The organism is Tardiphaga sp. P4_G1 (genome assembly GCF_056401215.1).
The window spans coordinates 243834-270045 of sequence record NZ_JBFUJU010000011.1; the positions used below are offsets into that span (position 1 = coordinate 243834).

23 protein-coding genes are annotated in these 26212 nt (G+C 60.1%); 13 read left to right on the forward strand and 10 right to left on the reverse strand.

Going from position 1 to position 26212, the window contains the following annotated elements; genetic code table 11:
- Positions 1-11 precede the first annotated feature (11 nt).
- Positions 12-992, reverse strand: a complete 981-nt coding sequence (locus AC1DUY_RS25290; RefSeq protein WP_478117906.1) for a LysR substrate-binding domain-containing protein — start codon at positions 990-992, stop codon at positions 12-14.
- Positions 993-1197: 205 nt separating this feature from the next.
- Between AC1DUY_RS25290 and AC1DUY_RS25295 the strand changes: the two genes are divergently transcribed.
- The 3 genes from AC1DUY_RS25295 (at position 1198) to AC1DUY_RS25305 (ending at position 4026) form a co-directional block, all read left to right on the forward strand.
- Positions 1198-1584: a cupin domain-containing protein gene (locus AC1DUY_RS25295; protein ID WP_068733870.1), complete on the forward strand. Its 387-nt coding sequence runs from the start codon at positions 1198-1200 to the stop codon at positions 1582-1584.
- Between the two features lie 86 nt (positions 1585-1670).
- On the forward strand, positions 1671-2894 hold the full coding sequence (locus tag AC1DUY_RS25300; RefSeq protein ID WP_478117908.1) for an FAD-dependent oxidoreductase: 1224 nt from the start codon (positions 1671-1673) through the stop codon (positions 2892-2894).
- Positions 2895-3048: 154 nt separating this feature from the next.
- Positions 3049-4026, forward strand: a complete 978-nt coding sequence (locus AC1DUY_RS25305; RefSeq protein ID WP_176454493.1) for a Bug family tripartite tricarboxylate transporter substrate binding protein — start codon at positions 3049-3051, stop codon at positions 4024-4026.
- Between the two features lie 393 nt (positions 4027-4419).
- On the opposite strand, the gene AC1DUY_RS25310 is transcribed toward AC1DUY_RS25305, so the two are convergent.
- Positions 4420-6654 carry a putative bifunctional diguanylate cyclase/phosphodiesterase gene (locus tag AC1DUY_RS25310; protein WP_092140036.1) on the reverse strand — a complete coding sequence of 745 codons (2235 nt, stop codon included), beginning with the start codon at positions 6652-6654 and terminating at the stop codon, positions 4420-4422.
- A 378-nt stretch (positions 6655-7032) separates the two neighbouring features.
- Here AC1DUY_RS25310 and mepA point away from each other — a divergent pair, with 378 nt between their 5' ends.
- The 6 genes from mepA to modC all read left to right on the forward strand — a co-directional run bounded on the left by mepA (position 7033) and on the right by modC (position 11190).
- The gene (gene mepA / locus AC1DUY_RS25315; RefSeq protein WP_439079161.1) at positions 7033-7968 is read left to right on the forward strand and encodes a penicillin-insensitive murein endopeptidase; all 936 of its coding nucleotides are present in this window, start codon (positions 7033-7035) and stop codon (positions 7966-7968) included.
- 152 nt (positions 7969-8120) lie between these two features.
- Positions 8121-8330, forward strand: a complete 210-nt coding sequence (locus tag AC1DUY_RS25320) for a TOBE domain-containing protein (protein WP_089262895.1) — start codon at positions 8121-8123, stop codon at positions 8328-8330.
- Positions 8331-8332: 2 nt separating this feature from the next.
- Positions 8333-8830, forward strand: coding sequence for a hypothetical protein (locus tag AC1DUY_RS25325; RefSeq protein WP_231078305.1), 498 nt, complete (start codon positions 8333-8335; stop codon positions 8828-8830).
- A 192-nt stretch (positions 8831-9022) separates the two neighbouring features.
- The gene (gene modA, locus AC1DUY_RS25330; RefSeq protein WP_309947960.1) at positions 9023-9808 is read left to right on the forward strand and encodes a molybdate ABC transporter substrate-binding protein; all 786 of its coding nucleotides are present in this window, start codon (positions 9023-9025) and stop codon (positions 9806-9808) included.
- Positions 9809-9811: 3 nt separating this feature from the next.
- The gene (gene modB, locus AC1DUY_RS25335; protein ID WP_068733848.1) at positions 9812-10507 is read left to right on the forward strand and encodes a molybdate ABC transporter permease subunit; all 696 of its coding nucleotides are present in this window, start codon (positions 9812-9814) and stop codon (positions 10505-10507) included.
- Between the two features lie 2 nt (positions 10508-10509).
- Positions 10510-11190 carry a molybdenum ABC transporter ATP-binding protein gene (modC, locus tag AC1DUY_RS25340; protein ID WP_068733910.1) on the forward strand — a complete coding sequence of 227 codons (681 nt, stop codon included), beginning with the start codon at positions 10510-10512 and terminating at the stop codon, positions 11188-11190.
- 5 nt (positions 11191-11195) lie between these two features.
- Here modC and AC1DUY_RS25345 read toward each other — a convergent pair whose 3' ends face one another.
- A complete protein-coding gene (locus AC1DUY_RS25345) occupies positions 11196-12992 on the reverse strand; it encodes a potassium/proton antiporter (protein WP_093759886.1) in 1797 nt (598 codons plus the stop codon).
- Between the two features lie 239 nt (positions 12993-13231).
- Here AC1DUY_RS25345 and AC1DUY_RS25350 point away from each other — a divergent pair, with 239 nt between their 5' ends.
- The 4 genes from AC1DUY_RS25350 to radC all read left to right on the forward strand — a co-directional run bounded on the left by AC1DUY_RS25350 (position 13232) and on the right by radC (position 17049).
- Entirely contained in the window at positions 13232-14554 is a 1323-nt protein-coding gene (locus AC1DUY_RS25350) for a mechanosensitive ion channel family protein (protein ID WP_441231396.1), read from the forward strand.
- 5 nt (positions 14555-14559) lie between these two features.
- Positions 14560-15273, forward strand: a complete 714-nt coding sequence (gene sfsA / locus AC1DUY_RS25355) for a DNA/RNA nuclease SfsA (RefSeq protein WP_441231395.1) — start codon at positions 14560-14562, stop codon at positions 15271-15273.
- A 131-nt stretch (positions 15274-15404) separates the two neighbouring features.
- Complete coding sequence (gene map / locus AC1DUY_RS25360; protein ID WP_120288215.1) at positions 15405-16232, forward strand: type I methionyl aminopeptidase; 828 nt, start codon at positions 15405-15407, stop codon at positions 16230-16232.
- 97 nt (positions 16233-16329) lie between these two features.
- Entirely contained in the window at positions 16330-17049 is a 720-nt protein-coding gene (radC, locus tag AC1DUY_RS25365) for a RadC family protein (RefSeq protein ID WP_441231394.1), read from the forward strand.
- Between the two features lie 735 nt (positions 17050-17784).
- Here the strand turns inward: radC and AC1DUY_RS25370 are convergent.
- The 7 genes from AC1DUY_RS25370 to AC1DUY_RS25400 all read right to left on the reverse strand — a co-directional run bounded on the left by AC1DUY_RS25370 (position 17785) and on the right by AC1DUY_RS25400 (position 26191).
- A complete protein-coding gene (locus tag AC1DUY_RS25370) occupies positions 17785-18108 on the reverse strand; it encodes a hypothetical protein (RefSeq protein WP_315841130.1) in 324 nt (107 codons plus the stop codon).
- 198 nt (positions 18109-18306) lie between these two features.
- Positions 18307-19308, reverse strand: a complete 1002-nt coding sequence (locus AC1DUY_RS25375) for a polysaccharide biosynthesis/export family protein (RefSeq protein WP_158550426.1) — start codon at positions 19306-19308, stop codon at positions 18307-18309.
- A gap of 582 nt (positions 19309-19890) precedes the next feature.
- Complete coding sequence (locus tag AC1DUY_RS25380; RefSeq protein ID WP_478117916.1) at positions 19891-22104, reverse strand: Wzz/FepE/Etk N-terminal domain-containing protein; 2214 nt, start codon at positions 22102-22104, stop codon at positions 19891-19893.
- 163 nt (positions 22105-22267) lie between these two features.
- A complete protein-coding gene (locus AC1DUY_RS25385) occupies positions 22268-23008 on the reverse strand; it encodes an SDR family oxidoreductase (RefSeq protein ID WP_478117918.1) in 741 nt (246 codons plus the stop codon).
- On the reverse strand, positions 23008-24246 hold the full coding sequence (locus tag AC1DUY_RS25390; protein WP_478117920.1) for an FAD-binding protein: 1239 nt from the start codon (positions 24244-24246) through the stop codon (positions 23008-23010). Before AC1DUY_RS25390 ends, AC1DUY_RS25385 begins: the two co-directional genes overlap by 1 nt.
- Positions 24247-24326: 80 nt before the next feature.
- Positions 24327-24782: a GtrA family protein gene (locus tag AC1DUY_RS25395; RefSeq protein WP_478117922.1), complete on the reverse strand. Its 456-nt coding sequence runs from the start codon at positions 24780-24782 to the stop codon at positions 24327-24329.
- Positions 24752-26191, reverse strand: coding sequence for a UbiA family prenyltransferase (locus tag AC1DUY_RS25400; RefSeq protein WP_478117924.1), 1440 nt, complete (start codon positions 26189-26191; stop codon positions 24752-24754). Before AC1DUY_RS25400 ends, AC1DUY_RS25395 begins: the two co-directional genes overlap by 31 nt.
- Between the last annotated feature and the right edge of the window lie 21 nt (positions 26192-26212).

A 26212-nucleotide genomic window follows, 5' to 3' on the forward strand; every position in this document is an offset into this window, starting at 1 on the left:
GCCCACAATCATTATCCATTGCCACCTGCGGTCGTTGCGCTGCGTCGATCCGCGAGGCGACCAGTCACTTTTGGCAAAGCTCCTGGCGAGGAGCCGGGATGCGCAGACGCCTGGGCTTGCGACAGCAACCACGCCCGGAATGCCTGCAGCAAAGGATTCCCGGCTTTCTCCTCCGGGCAGGCGAAATAGTACGAGCCGACGCTTTTCAGGGTCAGGCTCGACAACACCTTCAATTTGCCCGACCTGAGTTGGTCGGAAATCAGGAATTCGGGAAGCAGGGCAACACCAAGGCCCGAGCTTGCCGCGCTGATCAAAGTGGACTGGATATCGAAACGCGGCCCACGGATCACATTCGTGCCGCCGAGCTCCGCAGCATCGAACCAGCGACGCCATGCATCGGCGCGTGTGACGAGATGCAGAAGCCGCAGCTCGGCGACCTCGCTCGGCGGCAATTCGCCGCGCCTGCCGATCAGCGTCGGCGATCCGACCGGCAGAAGAATTTCATCGAACAGATAGTCGGCCTGCGTGCCCGGCCAGTCCGGCTCGCCGAAGTACAGCGCACCATCGAGCGCGGTCTCGCTGAAGAAGAAGCGCGTGTTGCGCGCGCTCACATTGACGGCGACGCCGGGATGGCGCGCATAGAAGTCCGGCAGGCGCGGAATGAGCCACTGGGCGCCGACAGTGGGCAGCGCCGCGACGTCCAGAACCATGCCGTCGGCCTCATAGCCCATGATCTCGAGCGCATCGCGCTCGATCCGCTCGATCGTCTGCGCCACGCGGGTGCTGTAGGCCGCCCCTGCCCGCGTCAACGTGATGCGTTTCTTGATCCGATGAAACAGTTTCACGCCGAGCTGCGTCTCCAGCTGCGCAATCTGGCGCGACACCGCACTTTCGGTCAGCGCGAGTTCGCTGGCGGCACGCGTGACGCTGAGGTGTTTGGCAGCCGCGCTGAACGCCATCAGCGCGCCGAGGCTCGGTATTCTGCGGCGCATAGTTCATTCCAAAAACGCAAGATGTCCGCAGATTAAATTGTTTGCACGCCTAAGCACAAGGCAACAATCTCCCCGCGGATGACAAAAGTCATGGCGGGCGGCGACCTCTGGCGAGGTCACGCCCCGGCAACGGTCTCAAGACATGCAGACTGCAGCGCGGTGCCCCGCACAGGTGCTTCGGTCATCAACTTCAAGGAGCACATCAGTGGCAGTCAACAAATTGCATGACGAATTCCACACGCTCGACATGGAGAGCGGCTGGCAATTGCCCGAGGGCTACGATCCCGCGTCGGGCGCGCTGGAGAAGATCCTGTCCGGATCGCTCGATACCGCGAACAAACGCGGCAGCCGGACGCGATTGCTGAAGTTCCCTCCGGGTCTCTTCACCACACAGCAGATCGTTCACGACCACTGGGAAGAAGTCTTTCTCGTCTCCGGCGACCTGATCGTTGGCAATGACGAGAACGGGCAAGGCGGCACGCCGTTCGCCGGCTACACCTACGCCGTCAGACCGCCAGGCGCGTGGCATGGTCCGTTCAAATCCGAGGGCGGCTGCCTGCTTCTCGAAATGCACTACTACGATCCCGCCTGAGAGCCACAGAGACGATGACGGCAGCCTCTTAGAGGGGCCGCAGATCAGAGCCGATGCTCCCTGAAATCCCCGCAAGAGGTCTTGATATGAGTAATGCGAAGCTTCCCGTCATCATCGCCGGTGCAGGGCCGGTCGGCATGGTGGCTGCCGCAGATCTGGTGCGGCAGAACATTCCGGTTCTGGTGCTCGAGAAGAACGACGCGCTGAGCAGCGAGTCGCGCGCATCGACGTTCCATCCGCCCACGCTGGACATGCTCGACGATCTCGGTTTCGCCAGCACGTTGATTGCACAGGGGCTGAAGGCACCGACGGTCCAGTACAGTTCGTCCGAGGACGGTGTGCTCGGCACATTCGATTTCGCGGCGATCTCCGATCTGGTGCGGCATCCGTTCCGCCTGCAAGCCGAACAGTTCAAGCTCACACGCATCATTCTGGACGCCCTGTCCGGCAATCCATTGTTCTCGATCGCGTTCGGCAGCGAGGTTAAATCGGTCGAGCAGACCAGCGATACCGTCAAGGTGGTGGTCACGGCCAACGGCCACGACACCCCGCATGAATGCGCCTGGCTGATCGGCGCCGATGGTGCGAACAGCATCGTCCGCCGCAGCCAGGACATGGAATTCGAGGGCTTCACCTGGCCCGAGCGTTTCCTCGTGATGACGACACCGGTCGATTTCACCGCGCTTCGGCCGGGCGTCTCATCGGTCAGCTATGTCGCCGATCCCGAACGCTGGTACTTCCTTCTGCGTATCCTCGGCGCATGGCGCGTGATGATGCCGGTGGCCGCGGAAACATCCGATGAGGAAGCACTGTCCGAAGCCTATGTGACGGCGTCGATCCGGCGGATCGTTCCCGCAGAGCTGGACGCCCCCATCCTCCACACCACGCTCTATCGTGTGCACCAGCGCGTCGCCGCGAATTTCCAGAAAGGCCGCACGTTTCTGGCCGGTGACGCCGCCCATATCAACAACCCGCTCGGCGGCATGGGCATGAATGGCGGCATTCATGATGCATTGAACCTGACCGCGAAGCTGGGTCCAGTCATCAACGGCACCGCTGATGAGGGCATTCTCGCCGATTACGATCTGCAGCGCCGGACGGTCACGATGCAGGCCATTCAGGGCGACACCATCCGCAACAAGAAGAACCTCGAAGCGAAAGACGAAGCCGATCGCGCGCGTTTCCGCGACGACATTCGCGCAGCAGCCGCCGATCCGGAAAAGGCACGAGCGCTATTGCGCCGGATCGCGATGCTCGACTCGCTTGAGCGGGCCGGTGCGTTGCATGTGGCTGAGCACCGCCCGGGGTGATCAGCAACTCTCTCTGAGACGATGTCGACGGCAACCGGTCACTCGGCTGGATAAGAACCGCGGCAGTGGAAGCGCCAGTAAGCCTGGAGGAGCCAACACCATGGTTCCCAAGATGTCATGCAGGAGTTTCAGAATGCCAAGCAAGGATTTACGGATGAAGTGGACGACGTTTCTTTTGGCGGCGCTGGTAGCGCCTGTCGCCTTGGGCGTGCCCGGCGCGGCAGCGGCCGGCTTTCCGGAAAAAATGATCACAATCGTGGTCCCTTATCCGGCTGGAAGCACGGCGGACGCGATTCCACGACTAGTGGCTCCGCTGATGTCGAAGTCGCTCGGCGTCACCGTGATCATCGAGAACCGCGGCGGCGCCAACGGCTCGATCGGGGCGGCTCGCGTCGCCGCGTCGCCGGCGGATGGCTATACGATTCTGCTCGCGACAACCGGCATGATGGCGATCAATCCGTGGATCTATGAAAAGCCCGCCTATAATTCCGAAAAGGATTTCGCGCCCATCACCAATGGCGCTTCGACGCCGAACATCCTGGTCGTCAATCCTTCGGTCAAGGCGAACTCGCTGAAGGAACTGGTGGCGCTGGCCAAGGCCGAGCCGGGCAAGCTGACATTTGCGTCAGCCGGTATCGGCAGCACGAGCCATCTGTGCGGCGAGACGCTGAAGGTGCTCGAAGGCATCGATGCCGTCCACATCCCGTATCAGGGCGCAGCTCCGGCACTTCAGGATGTCATCGGTGGTCAGGTGTCCATGATGTGCGATAATCTGTCGAACACGGTCCAGCAGGTACAAAGCGGAGCGCTGAGGCCCATCGTCGTGACCGCGCCTGAACCAAGCAAACAGCTGCCCAATGTGCCGACGTCACCGCAGGCAGGCTATCCCGATCTCCTCGCGGGCAACTGGTACGGCTTTGTCGCTCCATCGGCGACCCCCAAGGACGTGATTGAGAAGCTCAACACATCGATCGTGGAGGCGTTGCGAGATTCAACTGTTTCGGCTCGCCTGGAAGGCCTTGGTTTGACCGTGATCGCGGACAAGCCCGATCAGTTCGGAGCTGTTATCGCCAAGGATTCTGCGCGGATGGAAAATATCGTGAAGCGCTCGAAAGCGAAGATTTCCAACTAGGGATTTTTCGGCATCCCTCCGAGCTTAAACTGGTATTGACTTTAGTCCTAGATTGAGTTACCTCGCTTCCAGCCTGCTCGATTGCTGCGTGCTCATGACACACAGCGTCGATCAGACTGCAGCGGCGACCCGGTCATCCGGGCAGCTGCTGGTGGAGCGCCGGGAGGCGCAGCGTTCGCTCGGCGGGCTTCGCACCCCCACCGATGTCGTAACGCGCGCGTCTTCCCTGCGGGACTCGCAATCCCGCCGGTGCTGACGTGCGGGCCGGCCCTTGCAAGGCTAGCCTCAAGGGGTCTCGCAAACCCCTGGCGCCTCCCGGCGCTCCATTCTCGCAATGGGAAACGGGATGAAGGGTCGTCCGCGCCCTCGCCGAAGCGGAGATCGGCGCGTGCCTTATGCGACCTGCGCGCGGACGGACAGTTCCGCATCCGGCGCAGCAATGGCCTGAGCGCGCAGCAGCTCGACAATCTCCTCATTCGGCCGCGCCCGGCTGAACAGGAAGCCCTGCCCTTCATGGCAGCCTTCGCTGCGCAGGCAGGCGAGTTCGGATTCGGTCTCGACGCCTTCCGCCGTGATGGTGACACCGAGGCCCATGCCGAGGCTGATGATCGAACGCACGATGGCCTGCGCGTCTCGATTGGAGCCGAGATCGCGCACGAAGGACTGGTCGATCTTGATCTTGTCGAACGGAAAGCTTCTGAGATAGCTCAGCGACGAATAGCCGGTTCCGAAATCGTCCATCGAGATGCGCACGCCGAGCGCGCGCAGCGCGTGCAGGGTCGCCAGCACCTGATTGCTCTTTTCCAGCAGCAGCGTCTCGGTGATTTCAAGCTCAAGCCGCCGCGGCGGCAGTCCCGAATGCTTCAGCGCATCCATCACCACCGAGAGCAGATTGCCGACGCGGAACTGCAGCGGCGATAGATTGACTGCGACGCGCACTTCATCGGGCCAGCGCGCAGCCTCATTGCAGGCGCGGCGCAGGATCTGCGTGCCGAGCGCATTGATCAGGCCGGTGTCTTCCGCAACGGGGATGAAATCCGCCGGGGAAATCATGCCGCGCTCCGCATGCGGCCAGCGCACCAGCGCCTCGCAGCCGGTGATGCGGCCGGTCTTGAGATCGATCAGCGGCTGGTAGAAGGGCCGGAGCTGATCGTCCTGAATGGCGGAGCGCAGATCGATCTCGATCTTGCGGCGCGCCTGCGCGCGAGCGTCCATGCCGGACTCGAAGAAGCTGAAGGTGCCGCGCGAGTCGTTCTTGGCGCGCGACAGCGCCATGTCGGCGTTCTTGAGCAACCGCTCGGATTCGTCGCCGTCGCTCGGCGCCATCGCGATGCCGATGCTGGCACCGATGACCACCGAATGACCGTCGAGCAGATAGGTCTCACCGACGGCATCGAGCAGCCGGCGCGCCAGCAGCACGACATCCTCGGGACGGTTGATGCCGGTCTGGATGATGGCGAATTCGTCCGAGTTCAGCCGCGCCAGCGCGTCTTCCTCGCGCAACGACGACCGCAACCGCCGCGCCACGCCGCGCAGCAGCTTGTCGCCGATACCATGGCCGAGCGTGTCGTTGACACCCTTGAAGTTGTCGAGGCCGAGAAACAGCACCGCGACCTTCTCGCCGGTGCGCCGGGTATGTGCGAGGACCTCGTCGAGACGCTGGCGCAGCAGGTTGCGATTTGGCAGGCCGGTGAGGCCATCATGATGCGACATGAAAGCCAGCCGCATCTCGGCACGCTTGCGCTCCGTGATATCCATCAGCGCCAGCATCACGGCTGGCTCCTCGTTGTAGACGAGGTGCCGCGAATAGATCGCCAGATCGATCAGCGAGCCGTCGGCCTTGACGTGTTTCCAGGTTCGCGCGGCCTGCTCGTCATTGGCGTGATCGCCGACCCAGGGCGGGGCGGCCTCGAAAGCCTGCAACTGGCGGATGGTGAGCTTCTCGAATTCCGGACGCGTGTAACCGTAATGTTCGATCGCAGCGTCGTTGACGCTGAGGATGCGTTCGTCATCGAGCGCACAGACGATCATCGGCACCGGATTGCTCTCGAACAGCAGGCGGAACGACGCCTCGCGCTGTTTCAGCTCGGTGATGTCGACGCGCAGACCGATGACACCGCCGTCTTCGGTGAGCCGCTCTTCGATCAGGACGACGCGGCCATCGGCCAGAACCTGTTCGTGACGTTCGCCTGGATGGAACAGCTTGGCGACGCGTTCCGCGATCCATTCGTCCTCGCGACCGATGGCCTCAGGATAGTCGCCGCGTTCGACACCGACGCGGATCGTGTCCTGCAGACGCGCACCCGGCACGAACTGATCCGAGCTGCGGTTGTAGATTTCCGCGTACTTCTTGTTCCAGAGGATGTAGCGCCCGTCGGAATCGAGAAACACGATGCCTTGCGGCAGGATGTCGATCGCCTCGCGCAGACGCTCGTGGGATTTGCGGGCTTCCGCGATCGCCGCCTCGGCCTGGGCACGCTGGCGCACGATCTCGCGAATGGGACCGCTGACAAGACCCTTTTTCGGCGCCAGTTTCGGTGCAGCCGCGATCGCCCGGCTCGGCCGGGTGATCCGAGACGCCAGTCCGGCTTTCGCTTTCTTTTTCGCTTCAGGCCGGAACTTCGGCATCAATGATCCACTCGCAACGCGCGTGTGACAATATGTGCAAGAAGTGTCTGAAAAAACGGTATCAATGCCCGTTCACAGCAACCGATTACCGTCTGAACTGCGCGCCTGTACACATCCCGTGCCTTCACAACAGGCAAAAGCCGTGGGCCTATGGTTACCCATGTCTGGATGTTACCGGGTCACGCGCGATCATCCCCGCCAAGTGAGAGACGCAAGCGGCTCGAAACGCTGATAAAACGACTGAGCCGGTCGCAACGGGAGGACCAGCAAACCCAAACGCAAAAAAAAGCGCCAGCGTCAGACATGGTTACCCGCGCATTAAAATCATGCGTGCCGCAGGTCACTCACCTCATCGACAGCTTCAGCTATAGTCGCGGCATGAGCCTTCGCCTGATTCTCAGCCTCATATTCCTGCCCGCCGTCATTGCTTCAACGCCGCTGGCGTTGGCGCAAACCAAAGGCAGCGTCGATCTGAAACCGCTGCCGCCGCTGGCCAATCCGAACGACCCGGCCATCGGCGCCAAAGAACTATTCGGCCGCAAGGTGCTGCCGACGAAATCGCCGGTGCGCGTGGTCGGCTTCTACGCCAAGGGCTGCATCGCAGGTGCCGAAGCGCTGCCGATCAACGGGCCGACCTGGCAGGTGATGCGGCTATCGCGCAACCGCAACTGGGCGCATCCGCAACTCGTCGAGCTGCTGGAGCGGCTATCGGTCAAGGCTAACAAGAACGCCGGCTGGCCAGGCATCCTGGTCGGTGACATGTCGCAGCCGCGCGGCGGCCCGATGATCACAGGCCATGCCAGCCATCAGGTCGGGCTTGATGCCGATATCTGGCTGACGCCGATGCCGAACCGCCAGCTCTCGCGCAACGAGCGCGAGGAGATGTCGGCGGTGATGATGGTGCGGCACGACCGGCTCGACATCGATCCGACTACCTGGACGCCGTCCCATCTGCCGGTGATCCGCGCCGCGGCGGTGGAGCCCAGCGTGGAGCGCATCTTCGTCAACGCCGCCATCAAGAAGGCGCTGTGCCGCGAGGCCAAAGGCGACCGCAGCTGGCTGTCGAAGGTGCGGCCGATGTACGGCCATGATTATCATTTCCATGTCCGCATCAAATGCCCGGTCGGCAGTGCCGAATGCGAAGCCCAGCCACCGCCGACTGATTCCGAGGGCTGCAGCGCCGGCGATCTGGCTTACTGGTTCAGCGATGCCGTACTGCATCCGAAACCGCCGCCGGTTCCGCCCAAGCCGAAGCCGCCGATGACGCTCGCAGAAATGCCGGCTGCGTGCCGACAGGTTCTGACGGCACCGTGATCGGCCGACTGGCTATCGCATTGTCGTGAAACCGGGTTAGAACACGCCATCGTTGTGCCGTAAGCCGACGATCAACAACGGACGCCCCTCCCGCACTCCTTCCATATCAGCCGCGGCTGTCAGCTGCCCGGCCCAATCCTGCGAGATCCAACATGCGCATCAGTGCACGCAACCAGATCAAGGGTACCGTCCTCGAAGTGACCAAGGGCGCGACCACCTCGCATGTCCGCGTCGACATCGGCGGCGGCCAGGTCGTGACCTCGTCGATCACCAACGAAGCCGTTGACGATCTGGCGCTCAAGGCCGGCGGCAAATGCATCGTCGTGGTGAAAGCCTCCGACGTCATGATCGCGGTGGATTGATCATGTATGCGCGTCTGATTGTCGCGCTCATACTGCTCGGTTCGGCGCCTGCATGGGCTGCCGAGCCCAGCGGCTGTGACAAGTTCAAGTGGCCGATCGACAAGGAGCGCGCCGCACTGACGGCGCAAGATCGCCTCAAGATTGCCTCTGGCGCCGACCTCGCAATTCCCGCCGCAGCGATCCTTGATTTGAAGACACCCGCTGAGGCGAAGCTGCCGACGTCTCCAGAGCGAAAGCCGAAAGACGGCACATTTGCAGGCTTTGCGCGCTTCCAGAAGGCGCCGAAGGCTGGCACATACACCGTCAGCCTGTCGGCGGCGGCGTGGGTCGACGTGGTCCAGGATGGCGAAATCCTGAAGCCGATGGAGTTCAGCGGCGCGACCGACTGCGCCGGCATCCGCAAGACCATGAAGTACGATCTTGCGGCAGGTCCGTTTGTGATCCAGGTCAGCGGCGTGACTGAAAACACCATCAGCTTGGCCGTGCTGCCGTCCGAGTGACGGCAGCCTTAGAGGCCTCCGCGCCCAAGGGCCTTTACCCCCTTGGCCAGCCTGATATTATTCCCCAGCGATATCCCTGCGGACCGTAAGTCCTCGGGATTGCCGGAACGGCGCTTCCGCCTGTCGCATGTCCCACCCAACCAACGCCTGAGTTGCGCGCACTTTGCGCTGTGCTCACGCATGGAGCGCCACATGAACCGTTTTGCCGGACTTTTCGCTGCGTTCTCGATCCTGCTCGGATCGACCTTCACGCCTGCCCATGCGCAGGACAAAACCCTCACCGTGTTCGCCGCAGCGTCGATGAAGAACGCGCTCGACGAGCTCGATGCCGCCTACACTGCCAAGACCGGCGTGAAGATCACCGCCAGCTATGCTGCAAGCTCGGCGCTCGCCAAGCAGATCGAACAGGGCGCGCCGGCCGACGTCTTCGTGTCCGCCGACACCGACTGGATGGACTACGCCATCGGCAAAAAGAACATCAACGTCGCCACGCGCACCGACCTGCTCGGCAACAGCATCGTGCTGATCGCCGCAAAGGACGCCAAGCTCGACAACGTCACCATCGGTCAAGGCTTCGATCTCGCCAAGCTCGCCGGTGACGGCAAGATCGCCACCGGCGATGTGAAGTCGGTCCCGGTCGGCAAATACGCAAAGGCCGCGCTTGAGAAGCTCGGCAGCTGGACCGCCGCCGAGTCGAAATTCGCCATGGCCGAGAGCGTGCGCGCTGCGCTGACGCTGGTCTCACGCGGTGAAGCTCCGCTTGGCATCGTCTATGCGACCGATGCCAAGATCGATCCGGGCGTGAAGATCATCGGCACCTTCCCCTCGGACTCGCACCCGGCGATCATCTATCCGGTCGCGGCGACCACCACCGCGAAGACCGAAGCTGCCGACTACCTGACCTTCCTGAGGTCATCGGCCGCAAAGACGGTTCTTGAGAAGTACGGCTTCACGTTCTTGGTCAAGCCGACGTCCTGACACGTGTCCGACATCTCCCCTGAAGAATGGACGGCGATCCTGCTTTCAGTCAGGGTCGCCGTGATCGCGACATTGATCTCGACGCCGATTGGAATCGGCGTCGCTTGGCTGCTCGCGCGGCGTGATTTCTGGGGCAAGCCGATCATCGACGCCATAATCTATCTGCCGCTGGTGCTGCCGCCCGTCGTCACCGGCTATCTGCTGCTGCTGCTGCTCGGCAAACGCGGCCTTCTCGGCGCCTGGCTCGCCGAACATCTCGGCATCGTCTTCGCCTTTCGCTGGACGGGTGCCGCGCTTGCATGCGGCGTGATGTCGTTCCCTCTGCTTGTGCGGCCGATCCGGCTCTCGATTGAAGCGGTTGACCGGCGGCTCGAACAGGCGTCGAGCACGCTCGGCGCATCGCCTTGGAAGGTGTTTGCGACCGTGACCCTGCCGCTGGCGCTGCCCGGCGTCCTGGCCGGCATGGTGCTCGGCTTTGCCAAGGCCATCGGAGAATTCGGCGCCACCATTACTTTCGTTTCAAACATTCCCGGCGAGACCCAGACGATTTCCTCCGCGATCTACTCGTTGATCCAGACGCCCGACGGTGACGCGGCAGCCTCACGTCTGGTGATGATCTCCATCGGCATCGCTGTGCTGGCGCTTATCGCTTCGGAATGGTTCGCGCGCCGCGCGACGCAACGGCTGCACGGAAACTGATCGTGCTGCGCGTTGATGTGTTCAAACAACTCGGCGAATTTTCAGTCGACGTCGCCTTCACCAGCGAAGGCCGCGTGACGGGCCTGTTCGGCTCCTCAGGTGCGGGCAAGACCTCGCTGGTCAGCATGATTGCCGGCCTCGTGCAGCCGGATCGCGGCATCATCGCCGTGGATAGTGACGTGCTCTATGACGGCAGCGCGCGCATCCACGTCCCGCCGCATCGGCGCCGCATCGGCTACGTGTTTCAGGATGCGCGACTGTTTCCGCATCTGAGCGTCGCACAGAACCTCGATTACGGTCGCCGGATGAACCGTCTGACACGCGATCCCGCTGAGGAAACACGCATTACAGAGATGCTTGATATCGGACATCTGCTTGATCGCCGTCCCGGCGGCCTCTCGGGCGGCGAACGCCAGCGCGTCGCGCTGGGACGTGCGCTACTATCGCAACCGCGGCTGCTACTGCTCGACGAACCGATGGGTGCGCTCGACGAGGAGCGGAAGGCGGAGATCCTGCCCTACCTCAAGCGGCTGCGCGATGCAGGCGATGTGCCGATGGTCTTCGTCAGTCACGATGCCGACGAGATGCGGCAACTGGCGACGCAGGTCGTGATGCTGAAGCGCGGCCGTGTCGCGGCCTTCGGTGGCACCGAGATCCTGCCGCGTATCATCCCGGCAGCCTGAGCCAATCAGGCGCCGGACAGCGTGGTCCAGCCTCGTTTCAATTTCGCCTTGAGGGCTTGCCTGCGTGTCAACTTCGGCGGCGCGGGATCTTCATCTTCGGGCAGACGCAGGCCAACCACGTTGACGCGTCCGCCACCAAGACTGCGCGCGACAAGATCGATGCTGTCGATCGGCAAGGCGGCGCCAACGGTCGGCGCATGATCGAGATGGATATCGAAATAATCCGCCAGCGTCAGCGATGCCTGGGCTGGATCGACGGCGATGCCGTAGATCGCCGCAAGATCGCCGAGAGTGATTTCGCCAGACACCATGAAATCACCAAGCAGATGCGGGTCCGGCGCTGTACTCGGCGGCATGTCGACAAAGAAGCGATCCAGCGCCTCCGCCTTTTCCGGTGGCGCCAACAGATAGATGTAATCGCCGGCCGTAACAGGCTCGGCCTCCGCCGGCGTCAGGATGCGCTCATCGCGAATAACCAGCGTCGGCTTCGACCACGACGGAATGAGGTTGCGCTTCAGGTAGAGGCTCTTCGGGCGCACGGCATAGCCGACCAATTGCTGTTCGAGCTGACCTGGCAAATCGAGTTCGATGCGGCGCGGCCCCCTGTCGGTGCGCGGCAGAGCGACATGCAGCTTCCGGGCGGCAAAAGCCAGCGTCCATCCCTGGAACAGCAGCGAGATGATCACGACCACGAAAGCGACGTCGAAATACAGCGACGCCTTGGGCAGACCAACCAGCATCGGGATCGAGGCGAGGAAGATTGCGACGGCACCGCGCAGGCCGACCCACGAAACGAACATCTTTTCGCGCCAGTTGAAGCGGAAGGGCTGCAAACACAGGAAGACCGCAACCGGGCGCGCCACGAACATCAGAACCAGGGCAACGCCGACCGCCGGAATGATGCTGCCCACCAGCCGCTCCGGCGACACCAGAAGACCGAGCATCACGAACATCACGATTTGCGCCAGCCACGTCGCAGCGTCGAGGAACGTCACCACGGAATTATGCGCCCGTGTCGGACGATTGCCGATGATGATGCCGGCAAGATAGACCGCCAGAAAGCCCGAGGCGTGAGCGATCTGGGCCAGCCCGAAGATCACCAAAGCCGCGGTGCAGACGAAAGGCGCATGCAACCCCTGCGGCAACGCCACGCGATTCATGGCCAGGACAACCAGCCGGCCACCGACGACGCCAATCAGGGTGCCCAGCACGGCTTCCTGAACAAATTCCATTGCCACGTGACCGGCAGAGGCGTCCCCCAGCGACAGAAGCTTGACCAGCGTCAGGGTCAGAAAGACGGCGAACGGATCGTTCGTTCCGGACTCAACTTCCAGCGTCGCGCCAACCCTCGGCCTAAGGCGTAGGCCTTGCGCGTGGACCAGCAGAAAAACAGCCGCCGCGTCAGTGGAAGCCACCACCGCGCCAGTTAGCAGCGCCTGGGTCCAGTTCAGGTCGAGGGCATATTTGGCGACCGGTGCCGTGATCAACGCCGTCAACAACACGCCAATCGTGGCCAGCACCATCGACGGGGCCAGCACCGCGCGAATGGCCTGAAATCGTGTCTTCAACCCACCGTCGAAGAGGATCAGCGCGAGTGCAACCGAGCCGACCACATAGGTTGTATGGACATCGTCAAACCGCAGTCCGCCGGGGCCCGCTTCGCCGGCCACCATGCCGATAAACAGGAAGAACAGCAGTAAGGGCGCGCCGAAGCGAAGCGCGAGCAGGCTGGACAGGATGCCGGCCATGACCAGAACTGCGCCGAGAAGGATGGCAATGCTGACGGAATCAAGTGACGCCATGAGGCTCCGAGGCCGGAAATACTTGTAAATCCATGCTTATCGTCGTCATCCCGAGACGCCAAACGTTTTCTGCGTGATACCTATTTGCAGGTATATTTCTCGGGAATTACTCAAGGCAGAAGCTCCGCTCGATGGCGCCGACGTGGTGCTTGTGTGAATCTCTGCCCATCCGAATCAAATACGCCGTCCAGCGATGATTCCACACCACACGATACATTCACGACAACGAGAGCCGCGCGATGCTTGACTTGACCGACACCCACGAATTCGTGCTGGCAACCGCACGATCGTTCGGCGCCGAGGTAACCTCGCCGTGGTTCTATCTGCAGCTCGGATTGATGATGGCCGGTGGCGGCATTGCCTTCGCCATCGGGGCCGCAATCCGCTCGCGGGTCGATATGACCTCGCTGGCGATGGGCTGGCCGGCGCCACTGCGCATGTTCATGCGTATTCTCGTCGGCAGCGCGGCCACCGCGGCCTTTGCGATCCTGATGACCCTCGACCGCGTGATCATGCTGAGCGTGACATGGCCGAGCCGCAGCTATTTGCTGTCAATGGCCGCGAAGCTTGCACTCGCCTGGCTGGTGATCCGGCTTGTCACCAGCGTGATCCGTAACGAATTCCTGGTCCGGCTGGTGTCGATCTCGGCCTGGCTCGTGGCGGCGCTCAGCATTGTCGGCCAGTTGCAGCCGACCATCACCATGCTGGATGCGAACGGGATTGATCTCGGCGGCCTCCGGCTGACCCCGCTGCTCTTGATCAAGCTCGGCGTCTTGCTCGCGGTAGCGCTATGGCTCTCGAACATCGCCAGCAATTTTCTCGAAGGCCGCATCAGGCAGTCCCACGATCTGACCCCTTCGATCCAGGTCCTGCTGATCAAGCTGGTGCGCCTGCTCTTGATGGTGTTCGCCGTCGCTCTCGTCATGGGTGCGGTCGGCATCAATCTCTCGGCCCTTGCCGTGTTCTCCGGCGCGGTCGGTGTCGGTATCGGTTTCGGCCTGCAGAAAATCGTCGCCAATTTCATCAGCGGCGTGATCCTGCTGGCGGATAAATCGGTGAAGCCCGGCGACCTCGTCACCATCGGCGACAGCTCCGGCCGCATCAGTGCGATGAATACGCGCTACATCTCGGTCGCCGCGGGCGACGGCCGCGAGTTCCTGATCCCCAACGAGGACCTTATTACCCAGAAGGTGGTGAACTGGACCTATACGGACAAGGACACGCTGGTAAAGGTCAATTTCAGCGCCAATTACGATGCGGATCCGCGCATCGTCTGCAAGCTGGCTATTGACGTCGCAACGGCATCGCCACGGGCCAATACGGCCAAGACGCCGAACTGCATCCTCACTGAATTCGCCGAAGCCGGCATGAAATTCTCACTGACCTTCTGGATCGACTCGCCCGATGGCATGGATGCCGTGAAGAGCGAGGTCATGCTGGGACTGTGGGATGCCTTCAAGCGCGAGGGCATCCGGGTGCCCTATCCGGTCCGCGAGCTGAAGATCCGTGGCGGTGCACTACCGGTCGAAACCATTGTCGAAGTCGCATCCGGTCCGGAATAGTTCTGATGAAGCTACAGGCCGATCTGGTTCCGGCGACGCTGCTGCGGCGCTACAAGCGCTTCCTTGCCGATGTCGAGCTCGCCGATGGCAGCATTATCACCGCCCATGTCGCCAACCCCGGCGCGATGCTCGGCCTGCAGGCGGCCGGCGCGCGGGTCTGGCTGTCGAAGTCGCCGAGCAAGACCCGCAAGCTGCCTTTTTCGTGGGAGCTGATCGAAGCCGATTTCGGCAATGGCCCGGAACTGGTCGGCGTCAATACAATGCACCCCAATGCCATTGTCGCCGAGGCGCTGGCGGCGAACGCAATCCCCGAACTCGCCGGCTACGACACCATCCGCCGCGAGGTGAAATATGGTGCGGCATCGCGGGTGGATTTCGTGCTGGAACACCCGTCGCGGCCGCCCTGCTATGTCGAGGTCAAGAACGTCCACATGATGCGCCAGCTCGGACTGGCAGAGTTCCCGGATTCCGTCACCGCACGCGGCGCCCGTCATCTCGACGAACTGGCCGCCATGGTTGCCACAGGCGCCCGGGCCATGATGCTGTTCGTGGTCCAGATCGGCTCATCCACGGCTTTTGCGCTGGCGCGGGATATCGACCCGGCCTATGGCCGCGCCTTCGACAAAGCCTGCACCGCAGGCGTCGAAGCCATCGCCTATACCTGCCGGATCGACCACGGCAGCATCGTTTTGGCCGGCCGAGTGCCGATTCAGCCATGAATATGGCTGGCGTGGGGACCGAGCAATGAGGTCCTGGAGAGGCTGCTTTGGCTTGCGCTGACCGCCCCAGCCATTAAATTGGGGCCTCAAATCACGCATTCCCGTCGCATCCTGCCTGGCAAGATCACCTGATGAGCTACGTCGAAGCCTCCGAAACCTCCCAGCGCAAAACCGGTCAGATCAAGCTGCATGGTCCCGCCGCTTTTGCCGGCATGCGCAAGGCCGGCGCGCTGGTGTCGCAGTGTCTCGACGAGCTGACCGATCTGGTGAAGCCGGGCGTGCTGACCTCGGCGATCGACGACTTCGTCCGCGAATTCGCCTTCAGCCATGGCGCCTTTCCGGCCACGCTGATGTATCGCGGTTATCGCTATTCGACCTGCACGTCGATCAATCACGTGGTCTGCCACGGCATGCCCGGCGACCGCGCGCTGAAAGAAGGCGACATTGTCAATGTCGACGTCACCTTCATCGTCGAGGGCTGGTATGGCGATTCCAGCCGCATGTATGGCGTCGGCGAACTCGCCCGCAAGGCTGAGCGTCTGGTCGAGGTCACCTATGAATCGCTGATGCGCGGCATCGCCGTGGTCAAGCCCGGCAATACCACCGGCGACATCGGCCATGCGATCCAGAGCTTCGTCGAACCGCAGCAGATGAGCGTGGTGCGCGATTTTTGCGGCCATGGCCTCGGCCGCATGTTCCACGACGAGCCGAACATCATCCATGTCGGCCGCCCTGGCGAAGGCGTGACCTTGCGCCCCGGCATGTTCTTCACCATCGAGCCGATGATCAATCTCGGCAAACCGCATGTGAAGGTTCTGTCCGACGGCTGGACCGCCGTGACCCGCGACCGGTCGCTGTCGGCGCAGTTCGAGCACACCGTTGGCGTGACCGCCACCGGCGTTGAGATTTTCACGCTGTCCAAGCGGCATAACGAACAGCCGCCGACGCCCGCCGCCTAAACTTCAAATCGCCGCAGCGCTACAGACACTTTCTGGTTGCAAATGTAGCCGGGCACGGCATGCTCGCGAATAGTGTCCATGCGAGCGTTTGCGCCACATGCCCGTCAGCCCCATCGATCCGACTGTGCCGCCGGGTCTTGCCGAAGCGCCACATTATCATGGCCATCGGGAGCGACTGAGGGAACGCTTTCGGAGCGTCGGCGCCGATGCGCTGAGCGACTACGAGCTGCTGGAAATGGTGCTGTTCCGTGCGCTGCCGCGCCGGGATGTGAAGCCACTGGCGAAATCGCTGATCACGAAATTCGGCTCCTTCGCTGAGACGGTGCATGCCCCGGACACGCGGCTGCGCGAGGTCGACGGCCTCGGTGAAGCCGCCATCACCGAGATCAAGCTGATCGCCGCTGCCACCAGCCGCGTCGCCAAGGGGCAATTGAAACAGCGCACCGCATTGTCGTCATGGGCCACGGTGATCGACTATTGCCGCACGGCCATGGCCTTCGCCGACAAGGAGCAGTTCCGTATTCTGTTCCTGGACAAGCGCAACCAGTTGATCTCGGACGAGGTCCAGCAGGTCGGCACCGTCGATCACACACCGGTCTATCCGCGGGAGGTCGTGAAGCGCGCGCTCGAACTATCCGCGACAGCGATCATCATGGTGCACAACCATCCATCCGGCGATCCGACGCCATCACAGGCCGATGTTCAGATGACCAAGGCCGTGATCGATGTTGCCGCACCGCTCGGCATCGCGGTGCATGATCACATCATCGTCGGCAAACACGGCCATTCGAGTTTGAAGGGGCTGAAGCTGATCTGAGCAGGTTAATCTCAAGACGTGCAGCGCCGCAGATGCTGCCCGTTCACCCAACGCTTTCGCGGTAAGCGGGTCGTGGAGCGGCGAGCCGAGCCACCTTGTAAACCTCGAATGTGCCGCTGTTGATCTACCACAGAGACGGCGAATATTTTCATCGCTCATCGCCGGTGGACGGAACAGGCGACTGAGTAACGGGCGTCATTGTCGAGTATTGGATACGAAGGCACTGCAGGCCAATTCGCGGTGACAATTTTAGGCGACGAGAATTGATAGTGAATTGGAACCCACGATTTGGCGGATCGTTGATTTCCGACAGAGATTCGGCGTGCGTTCTGGGGCTCATCACGGTCCATCTGTTGCGAACTCGATCGCGCCTCGGCTCGGCCGTTCCCTCCTGGGAGTCGTTCCAAAATTGTCATTCTGTGATTCGATGCTGAGAGGCATGGATCGAAGGAGGACGATGGCGGAGCGGGATAAACTGAGCCTTGCGGAAGCACTGGTGTCGCTGCTGGCGCGATTGAAGTTCGAGGGTGCAGGCCGGCGGCCCATGATCCACTGGTGATGCTGAAGGCGTTGCTATTGCGGCAATGGTACCCGCTGTCGGATGCGGAGGCGGAGAATTGCTTCGGATGCGACGCTGGAGTAAGCGGATCGTTGCACCGGCTCCGCTCCAGATTAACCGGCTTGTTCGATAACTTCCTAGCGCCTCGACGGTATGCCTGCGGTTGTCTCCAACAGCTAATGCGTCTTGCTAGCGGGCTTCTTCTCCCACCGCTTTGCTTCCTTGATTGCGACATCTTGCGATAAAGGAATTTCGGAAGAACGGCGCTTATTGCTCCGCAAGAAGACGAACACGGAAGCCAACAGAAACGCGGCTTGCCCGGTGAACATGCAAAGAAGCGTCTTCCAGACAATCTGGCCTTCGACATTAGCTGAGAGTACAATTGCTGAGAAAAGCATCGAGCCAAGTAGCGCAAAAATTGCGATGCCGCTCCGTCCAAGCAGACCGAGCGCAAAGCCAGCCAGCCCGTTGATTATAATCAGCATCATGATGACGCTCATGTCAGCTCTCGCTGCCTAAGCAGAACATTAATGCGTCCCAAGCTAAATTTTGTGAGGCAACTATCGAACTAACAAAACTACACCAAGAGTCCAGAATATTCGATTCCGCGGCGCAAAATCTTGTTAGCATTCGCGGTAGGCGCCCATGTTTTGGACACATGGGGCGAGCGTGCATCTGATGCGCGTGATTTCAAAGAATCAGAAGCGAGCTTCCGCAGCCACCCTGTAGTCGGATACGGTCTGCGGGACCGATCGGATAAGAGTGATAAACTTCAGGAAATCAACAGAGGGCGCGTTCGAAACGTAGATCATATCCCGATCACGCATGATGAAATCCGAGATGAGAAAGTAACCTGATGGATCTTCGAGGTCTGCCCGATACACTGTCGGGACAAGCGGGCCGGGATGCAGGCTGACGTCTACGCCCATGCGCTCAAGTGCTTGGCGCGACTCAAATCGATAGAGAAATACAGCTGCCGCCTGCGCGCGGTCATCTTGAAGACCGCCGGCCTTGGCGAGAGCGTCTCCGAGAGACATACGGTACGAGTCGAACGGGAAGCGACGATCCAGGGGCCCAAGAGTTGTTGTCTGACCAGTCGCGCCGAAAGCCAAGAAGTAGCGCGGACGACGCGTAACCGTCACGACATCACCGGGACGAAGCTGAATATTGTTGTCGGGCCGTTCATTTACAGCAACGAGCAGCGCGCTGTCGATTTTCCCTTCTCTCTGGATCGAAATGAGACTTTCAAACGCCGGTGCCTTTGTGCCGCCCGCCCGGGCAAGCGCTGGCAGCAGCTGGATGCCACCAGGTTCGATCGGAATACGAGCGGGCGTATTCACCTCGCCAAGAACGCTGATGCTGTTGGAGATTCGATCCGCGACCGAAACAAGGACCTGAGGATCAATCGCACGGCCGCTTAGCTTACTCTTGATCTCAAGCTGCACATCCTGCGGTGACCGGCCCGCAGCCTTGATGGCGCCAGCATAAGGCACGGTGATGTTGCCGGCCAGGTCGACCTGCTGACGTGGCAGCTCCACAGCGTTGCCAGGCGCGGCATTGCCTTCGGTCGACGTGAACAAACCGCCGCGCTGGGCCTCATAAATTGTGATGCTGACGACATCGCCGATTCCAAGCGCAACACTCGTCTTCGCGCGTCCCCGCATGTTGCTAAAGAGCCGCCCGCCATCTTCGGAATTCAAATGCGTAACCACCTCGGGGCGGAGGTTAACTACAACATAGCCGACGGTCGAATTGGGGTTACCAACGGTGTCGACCGACTCCTTGAAGACCCTAGCTGACGGAGGACCACTGGACGGAAGCACTCCGCCCGCACAGCCTCCCAACAGTAACGAGACAAATGCCAGCCCTGCCAACACAGGCCGAGGCCGCGCGCAGTTGGAGAAAAGCGTAATCCGTAAACCGCCCTCGGAATTGGTTGGCGTAGACATCTTCATCAAACGGGCAGCCTTATTGGCAAGAACGCAAACGCATTTCTGAACAATAGCCTGCAGATGCCGTACCAAGGCAGGTCAGACTCGTCCAACCCCTTTGAACTACCAGTGCTTTTTTATTGGGAATGGAGGATTTCAGGCAACATCGGTTAATCGATGATGACCAAAGACGATTAACGAATGCTTATGGCTGGAAAACCAAAAATAACATACTGATATCATTGGAAGTCTTGAGAGCAGAGGTGAGAGACTCCAATGAGCCAGAGAGCACCGCGGGTTCATGCCAATCGAATAAGCACAGTTCACCCGACGAACTCTCAAATGATACTATCAGGATGCCGCTTTATTAAGCACAACGCCTAGCATTTTCTCATAGACCATTGGTGCCGTAGACAGGGCACCAATGACTTCGTCGTACGAGGTCTTTCTCCACTCCACAACGAAGACGAATTTTTCGATCAGAGGGCTGATGGCCCTGGCATCCACCGCTTTGGTTAGCGGCGGCAAATCGATGATAATGTAATCGAAGTTCTCCTTGGCCTTCTTCAGCAACAAATCCATCCCGACCGACGAGAGTTTCTCCGCCGTGTGGATCGGTCTTTCCTGCGTTATCGCTGGCAGGAACTTCAATCCCGTTTCACCATCTTGCCAGAAAAATTCATTGGTATCTTCAGGACATCCGATCGCATCGAGTAGTCCGGTTGCCGCCGCTGGAGCCAGCGCACGCGTCAGGCCGGCATCCCTCAGACCGCCGTCTATTAGCAACACATGATTGCCTGCATGCGCTACCAAATGAGCGAGATTAGCAGCAATTGTGGTTGCCCCCTCTTCAGGCATCGCTGAAACAACGCCGATGACCTTCGACTTCCCGATCAATCCGGCGTGATCAGCAGCGACCCTGATCGTGCGAAGCGTTTCAGCAAAGCGCGAGAATGGATCATTAATGACGTAGCGCGCAATTGACTCGCCTGGGTCGAGGTCGCGGGCCGGAGCATCAGTCTTAGGCTCTCCCAAACCTAGTATCTTCGGTCCCGACCTGCGCAATTTCCTCCCCGCTACGAACGGCAAAGCTCCGAAACAAGAAACGCGTAGCGTCGACTCGACACTCTCAGTCGAGCGGAACGTCCGATCGAGTGCCTCGCGTCCAAAAGCAGCGGCTGCGCCGGCCATCAAGCCAAGCGCGCTTGCGATACCAAGAATGATGCCGCCCTTTGGATTGCTCTTCTTTTCTGGCGGCGTCGCAATCGTGATAACGCGCGCTTCCGTGGAAGGAACCGAGGTTTGTTGATTCGACTGCACATACTTTTGGAGGAACGAGTCAAAAATCGCGCGATAGCTCAGCGCTGTGCTTTCAAGCTGGCGTAGGGTCACCTGCGCCTTACGCGTCAGCGCTTCGCCTTTGATCAAGGTATTTACGTTTGCAGTGATCGCTTGCTGACGTAGCAGGGCAATTTGGTAGTCGCTTTTATTCGCCTCGGCAACGCGGCTTACTTCGTCAGCCATCGACCGCTCGAGGCCAATCATCACGTTTCGCAGGTTGACGGCGGCTCCGTGTTCGCGTCCGTACTTTCTCGACAATTGTGCTTCTTGCTGCTGCATATCGAGATATTGTTGGCGCATTCGGTTGATAACTTCACTTTTCAACGTATCTGCGACCGCGGCGTTAGTGACACCTTCGGTCATGACCACGTTCACACGATCCAGTCGTGCTTTAGCCTCCGCAACCTGCCCCTGGACGAGCACCAGTTGCGTGTTCAGTTCGCCTAATTGCTGTTCACTAATGAGGCCCTGCTTGGTGTCGACGATATTATTCTGCGATTTGAAATCCTGCACGGCGCTTTCAGCAACGAACGACTCTTGCCGAAGTTCAGCAATTCGTTCACGCAGCCAGTCGGCCGCTCTTTTCGCTTCGCTATACTTTGCTTCCAGTTGACCTGCGATATATGCATCCGAAAACGCATTAGCGATGACGGCAGCCTTCTTTGGATCGCGGGCGCGAAAGCTGATCTCGATGACGTAGGTCAATCCAACCCGAGTGACTGTCAGATTCTCGAGTAGATTATCGACCGCAGCACGCGAAACTCGGCTTTCGCTCGGATCGGACGATTCCGTGAAAAGACCAACAACAAACCGGATAACAGTCGCCACTGGAGACCCGCTTGGCGAAGTAAAGTCAGGATCGTTGGCAAGATCCAATTTCTTGGCGACAGCAATCGCAACGCCTTCCGATCGCACCACCTCGACCTGGCTCTCGACGGTCATGGCATCCAAAACCCCGTCGGGCGCGCTGGCTTGCTGCGACGACAGGAACTTTGACCTCGTCGCGTCCAGCATCATGCGCGCCTTAGACGTGTATAGCTTGGGAGACGTCATATAGACGGTCGCACCAATGCCCCAGGCGAGGACGAGGCAGCCTATCACCAACCAGCGGTTTCGGCGGAATATTGCCAGGAATCCGGACAGGCTAAGACTTCGATCGCCAAAAGGCGGCGCCTGATTGATCTCTTGGTCAACACGAAACGAATTTCGATGCAATTCGAGCACGGCCTGCTCCCTTACTCTGACACTACTTCACAATACTGCGCGTCGTAGAAAGCATAGAAAGGTAGTTGGACTCGAAATCTTCTGAGCCGAACCAAATACTAAGCAAGGACGGTGCCAGATATCGGCCACGACCTCACTCAGACATCTCCACCCTCGATCCTTCTTAGATATCCATGGATTTAAACATACGTTCCGGGATCGCCCGGATAATGAACATGATCCCTCGCCAGACACCCAGCACGTAGAGTACGTCCTTCTTCTTGCGGTGTGCACTGATGATGGAACTGGCAACCTGCTGCGGACTCGCCGTCAGAAGCGGTGGAAGTGCCATTCCCTCGGTCATTCGGGTGGCGACAAATCCAGGTTTGACCGTAAGCACGTGAAGTGCGCTCGATCCGAAGCGATTACGCAGACCGGACAAAAACGCAGTGAAACCTGCCTTTGCGGAACCATATGTATAATTCTTCTTGCGTCCCCGGTCTCCCGCGACCGAGCTAATTCCAATGATGCACGCGCCTGGCCGCTCCGCCATGAGATTGGCCAAGGCCCCGAGCAATAGGGACGGAGCAACATAATTTACTTGCATGATGTGGTTAGCAGCAGCGGCACTGCTCCATGCGGCCACTTCGTCGCCGAGAACGCCGGCAACGGAAATGACGGTACCGGGAACCTCCGTTAGTTTTCCAAGCAGTGCTTCGCGCTGCCCCTCGTCAAGAATATCAAGCTCCATTAGCTGCGCGTCCGCCTTATATCGATAGAACAGATCCTTCACGTCGGGCTCCAGCCTGCTGACATTTCGCGCGGCGAGAATGAGCGAAGCGCCAGCCTTGGCATACTCCGCCGCAATCGCGCGTCCGATATCGGACGCGGCACCCACGATCAAAACAGGCGAAGCGATCATCATTAGATGCCCAGTCGGTCAGAGAGTAAGGAACGCATTTTGCGATCCGGATCGAACCGTTGCCGTACAGCGGCAAATTCAGCGATCCGCGGATATCCACGCTCCAGCATGCGGGCTCCCATCCTGGCATCCTTCGCCAGATAGATCCGCCCCTCGTGATCATCGACGATGCGATCAAGTTCGAGGAGCATGCTGAAAGTTCTTGCTCTAATGGGATAATCGAGAGTCAGCGTGTAGCCCTCCCGTGGAAACGAGAGTGGACTATTCCGCTGTCTCCCACAGAGCTTCAATACGGAGAGAAATGACCCCAGTCCGTAGTCAGAGGCAGTCCGAAGGATCGTGCTTATCCCTTCGAAACTGCTCTCGCGCGGAAATGCCACCTGATACTGAACGAAGCCCGCGCGCCCGTAGATCCGGTTCCATTCCGCGATACTATCGAGAGGGTAGAAGTAAGGCTGGAAATTGATCAACGAGCGCCCGAATTTGCGCGATCCGACATAGAGTGCATTGAAGGCCGATACGCTAAATCTGTTCAGAGTCATTCCGGGAAGGTCGAATGGCACTTTTCGCCCGTTCGGAAGCTTGGCGGAAAATGGCACAGATGCCCGATCCTTCGGCAATTCCGCTGCCGCCAGATGCTCTCCCGTGAACACAACCGAGCGGCCAAACCTGTCTCCTTTTGCCAAGCTATCGATCCATGCGACCGAATACGTTGCAGAAAGCGAGTTCTCCAGCACGTCAAAAGCTTCTCTCAGGTTGTTTGCACGGATCGTTTCCTGAACGATCAGGTCCGTCTCGATGCGCAGCATGCGGAAGGTCGCGCGCAGGATGACGCCGGTCAGTCCCATGCCGCCGATCGTGGCATTGAACAGGTCGACATTCTCATCACCCGCACAGCGCAACGTTCGTCCATCGCTGACCGCGAGTTCAAGGGACTCAACATATTCGCCAAAACTTCCCGCACCATGATGATTCTTTCCATGGACGTCCGAGGCGATCATGCCTCCCACGGTCACGTATTGCGTGCCCGGCGTAACGGGCGGAAACCAGCCCTGCGGTACGAAGACGTTCAGGATGTCGGCGAGAAGCACTCCCGCCTCGCATGTCAGACGACCCGTTTGGTTGTCGAAAAAAAGAATGCGGTCGCTGCCCTCCATCAGCAGCGTCATCTGCGAATTCAGTGCTGCGTCGCCATAAGCGCGGCCCGCTCCGCGGGCGATCAGGCTTGTTGTTGAAGCCATCAACTTTATAACATCAGCTTCGCCGCGCGCCTTCCGGGCTGTGCATGGCAGCACAGGATATCGTCCCCATCCTGAAAGCATCATACCGCCGCCTCAAAGACAAATCGCCGATCGAGGTGGTACTTGATGACGTAGCCGATAGTGAGCCCGATCACGCCGCCGACCATCAATCCCGTTGTCGTCGGCACGATGAAGAACGCCACGGATTCGAATATCCAGAAGATGGCCGTCGTCACCAGTCCCATCGCCGTATACATCGAGAATTTGCGCGCATGAGAGTTAAGGTCGCGGCTGCGGTCGTCGAAGATATAGCGCTTGTCCAGCACGTACTTAATCAGAAGTCCTGCCAGTGTACCGCCGGTGAGCACGACAAGCAGTCGAAACTGGTCTGCGAATCCCTGCTTTACCAACAGCCAGCTTAACGCGTTCTGCGTTCCGAGGTTGGTCGCCATTGCTATCACGCAAAAGACGACATAAGTCGCGATCAGGCTATGAGTTGATGACTTCATAGGCTGATATACACGACACCGAGGCATACCGCTCCGACGCCCAGACTGACCCGGTCCCGCGCAGCGAACACGATGGGATCATCGTCCATCTGTCCGCGATGAGCCTTGAGCAACATCCGACTCGTCCAGAACAGCAACACCACACAGATCAGCAGTAGGCGATGCGGCTTGTTATAGAGATTTACGACAGCCTCGCTATTCAGGTAGAGCGCCATCACCAGCGCCGACAAATAGCCGCTGGCAGCGGCCATGGACTCGATCACCGGCAAATCGTCGAGCCGATACCCTCGTCCGCTCGGATCACCACGTCCGCTGTTTACTCGATCAACAAGTTCTCCGGAACGCTTCACCAGCGCGAGGCTGAGGAACAGGAAGATGGAAAACGCTTCCAGCCACTGAGAAATTAGTACACCCGTCGCTACCGATCCGCCGATCACCCTCGCTGCATACAGGCAAGCGAGTGCGATGACGTCCACCAGAACTTTGCGCTTAAGCCAAAAGGAATAAAGCGTTGTCAAAACCAGGTAGCCGGCCAAGACGATCGCAAAGACCTTCGGCAGGAACAATGTGAGGGAAAACGCCGCGAGCAACAGGCTAGGCGCCATCACCGCTCCATGGATGATGGGAACGCGCCCTGATGCGAACGGACGATGGCGCTTGCGCGGGTGCTGTCGGTCGGCTCGTAGATCGAGTAGATCATTGAGAATATAGACTGCGGACGCGCACAGGCAAAAACTGATGAAGGCGAGGATCGACCCGAACCAGGTCGTCATCAGGACGTGCCCGGCGATAGCGGGAACAAACACGAGCGCGTTCTTCAGCCATTGATGCGGGCGCAGCGCCGCGATGTAATCGCGAAGGCCCGGCTGGGACCCGACAATCTCCACCACGCCGGGCTGGCCGCCTGAAATCCCGGAGTGCCACGCGCCCCGACCACCCGCGACGATCGCAACGTTGCAGGTGCTCCAGACCTTGAGGTCCGCCCGGCTGTCGCCAACATAGTCGAACTGAGCCCTGCCAAATCGCTCGCACAAGGCATCCGCTTTGGCAGCACCAGACAGGTTGATCGTGCCGTCCGATCCAAGCACACCGTCGAACAGGCCGAGGTGATCGGACAATGCGGATACAAGCTGCGCATCTGCCGCTGACGCGAGATAGATCTTCCGCCCTCGAGCCTTTTCACCGTGAAGGAAGGTGATGACCTCTTCCCGCACGGGCATCAGCGAGACATCAATCTCGGCTTCGCTCGCCAGCCGCGCCTTGAAGGCAGCCTTGCCTTTCCGCAACTCCGCCAGTGCCAGCAGTGCTCTCCATGGCTTGCGTGAGAGCAAAGCAAGAAATGTCTCGACGAGCAAATCTGTCTTCAGGAGCGTTCCGTCGACATCGACAATAAGTGGAACCGACATACCGGATAACGACGCTTCTGCTAAGCCCATACGCCTTACTCCAGATCGCCT

Bases quoted from the DNA above. Each gene is read 5' to 3' on its own strand.
- AC1DUY_RS25290 (WP_478117906.1), bottom strand. From the start codon at position 992: ATGCGCCGCAGAATACCGAGCCTCGGCGCGCTGATGGCGTTCAGCGCG.
- AC1DUY_RS25300 (WP_478117908.1), top strand. From the start codon at position 1,671: ATGAGTAATGCGAAGCTTCCCGTCATCATCGCCGGTGCAGGGCCGGTC.
- AC1DUY_RS25305 (WP_176454493.1), top strand. From the start codon at position 3,049: ATGAAGTGGACGACGTTTCTTTTGGCGGCGCTGGTAGCGCCTGTCGCC.
- AC1DUY_RS25310 (WP_092140036.1), bottom strand. From the start codon at position 6,654: ATGCCGAAGTTCCGGCCTGAAGCGAAAAAGAAAGCGAAAGCCGGACTG.
- mepA (WP_439079161.1), top strand. From the start codon at position 7,033: ATGAGCCTTCGCCTGATTCTCAGCCTCATATTCCTGCCCGCCGTCATT.
- AC1DUY_RS25320 (WP_089262895.1), top strand. From the start codon at position 8,121: ATGCGCATCAGTGCACGCAACCAGATCAAGGGTACCGTCCTCGAAGTG.
- AC1DUY_RS25325 (WP_231078305.1), top strand. From the start codon at position 8,333: ATGTATGCGCGTCTGATTGTCGCGCTCATACTGCTCGGTTCGGCGCCT.
- modA (WP_309947960.1), top strand. From the start codon at position 9,023: ATGAACCGTTTTGCCGGACTTTTCGCTGCGTTCTCGATCCTGCTCGGA.
- AC1DUY_RS25345 (WP_093759886.1), bottom strand. From the start codon at position 12,992: ATGGCGTCACTTGATTCCGTCAGCATTGCCATCCTTCTCGGCGCAGTT.
- AC1DUY_RS25350 (WP_441231396.1), top strand. From the start codon at position 13,232: ATGCTTGACTTGACCGACACCCACGAATTCGTGCTGGCAACCGCACGA.
- sfsA (WP_441231395.1), top strand. From the start codon at position 14,560: ATGAAGCTACAGGCCGATCTGGTTCCGGCGACGCTGCTGCGGCGCTAC.
- map (WP_120288215.1), top strand. From the start codon at position 15,405: ATGAGCTACGTCGAAGCCTCCGAAACCTCCCAGCGCAAAACCGGTCAG.
- radC (WP_441231394.1), top strand. From the start codon at position 16,330: ATGCCCGTCAGCCCCATCGATCCGACTGTGCCGCCGGGTCTTGCCGAA.
- AC1DUY_RS25370 (WP_315841130.1), bottom strand. From the start codon at position 18,108: ATGAGCGTCATCATGATGCTGATTATAATCAACGGGCTGGCTGGCTTT.
- AC1DUY_RS25385 (WP_478117918.1), bottom strand. From the start codon at position 23,008: ATGATGATCGCTTCGCCTGTTTTGATCGTGGGTGCCGCGTCCGATATC.
- AC1DUY_RS25390 (WP_478117920.1), bottom strand. From the start codon at position 24,246: ATGGCTTCAACAACAAGCCTGATCGCCCGCGGAGCGGGCCGCGCTTAT.
- AC1DUY_RS25395 (WP_478117922.1), bottom strand. From the start codon at position 24,782: ATGCCTCGGTGTCGTGTATATCAGCCTATGAAGTCATCAACTCATAGC.
- AC1DUY_RS25400 (WP_478117924.1), bottom strand. From the start codon at position 26,191: ATGGGCTTAGCAGAAGCGTCGTTATCCGGTATGTCGGTTCCACTTATT.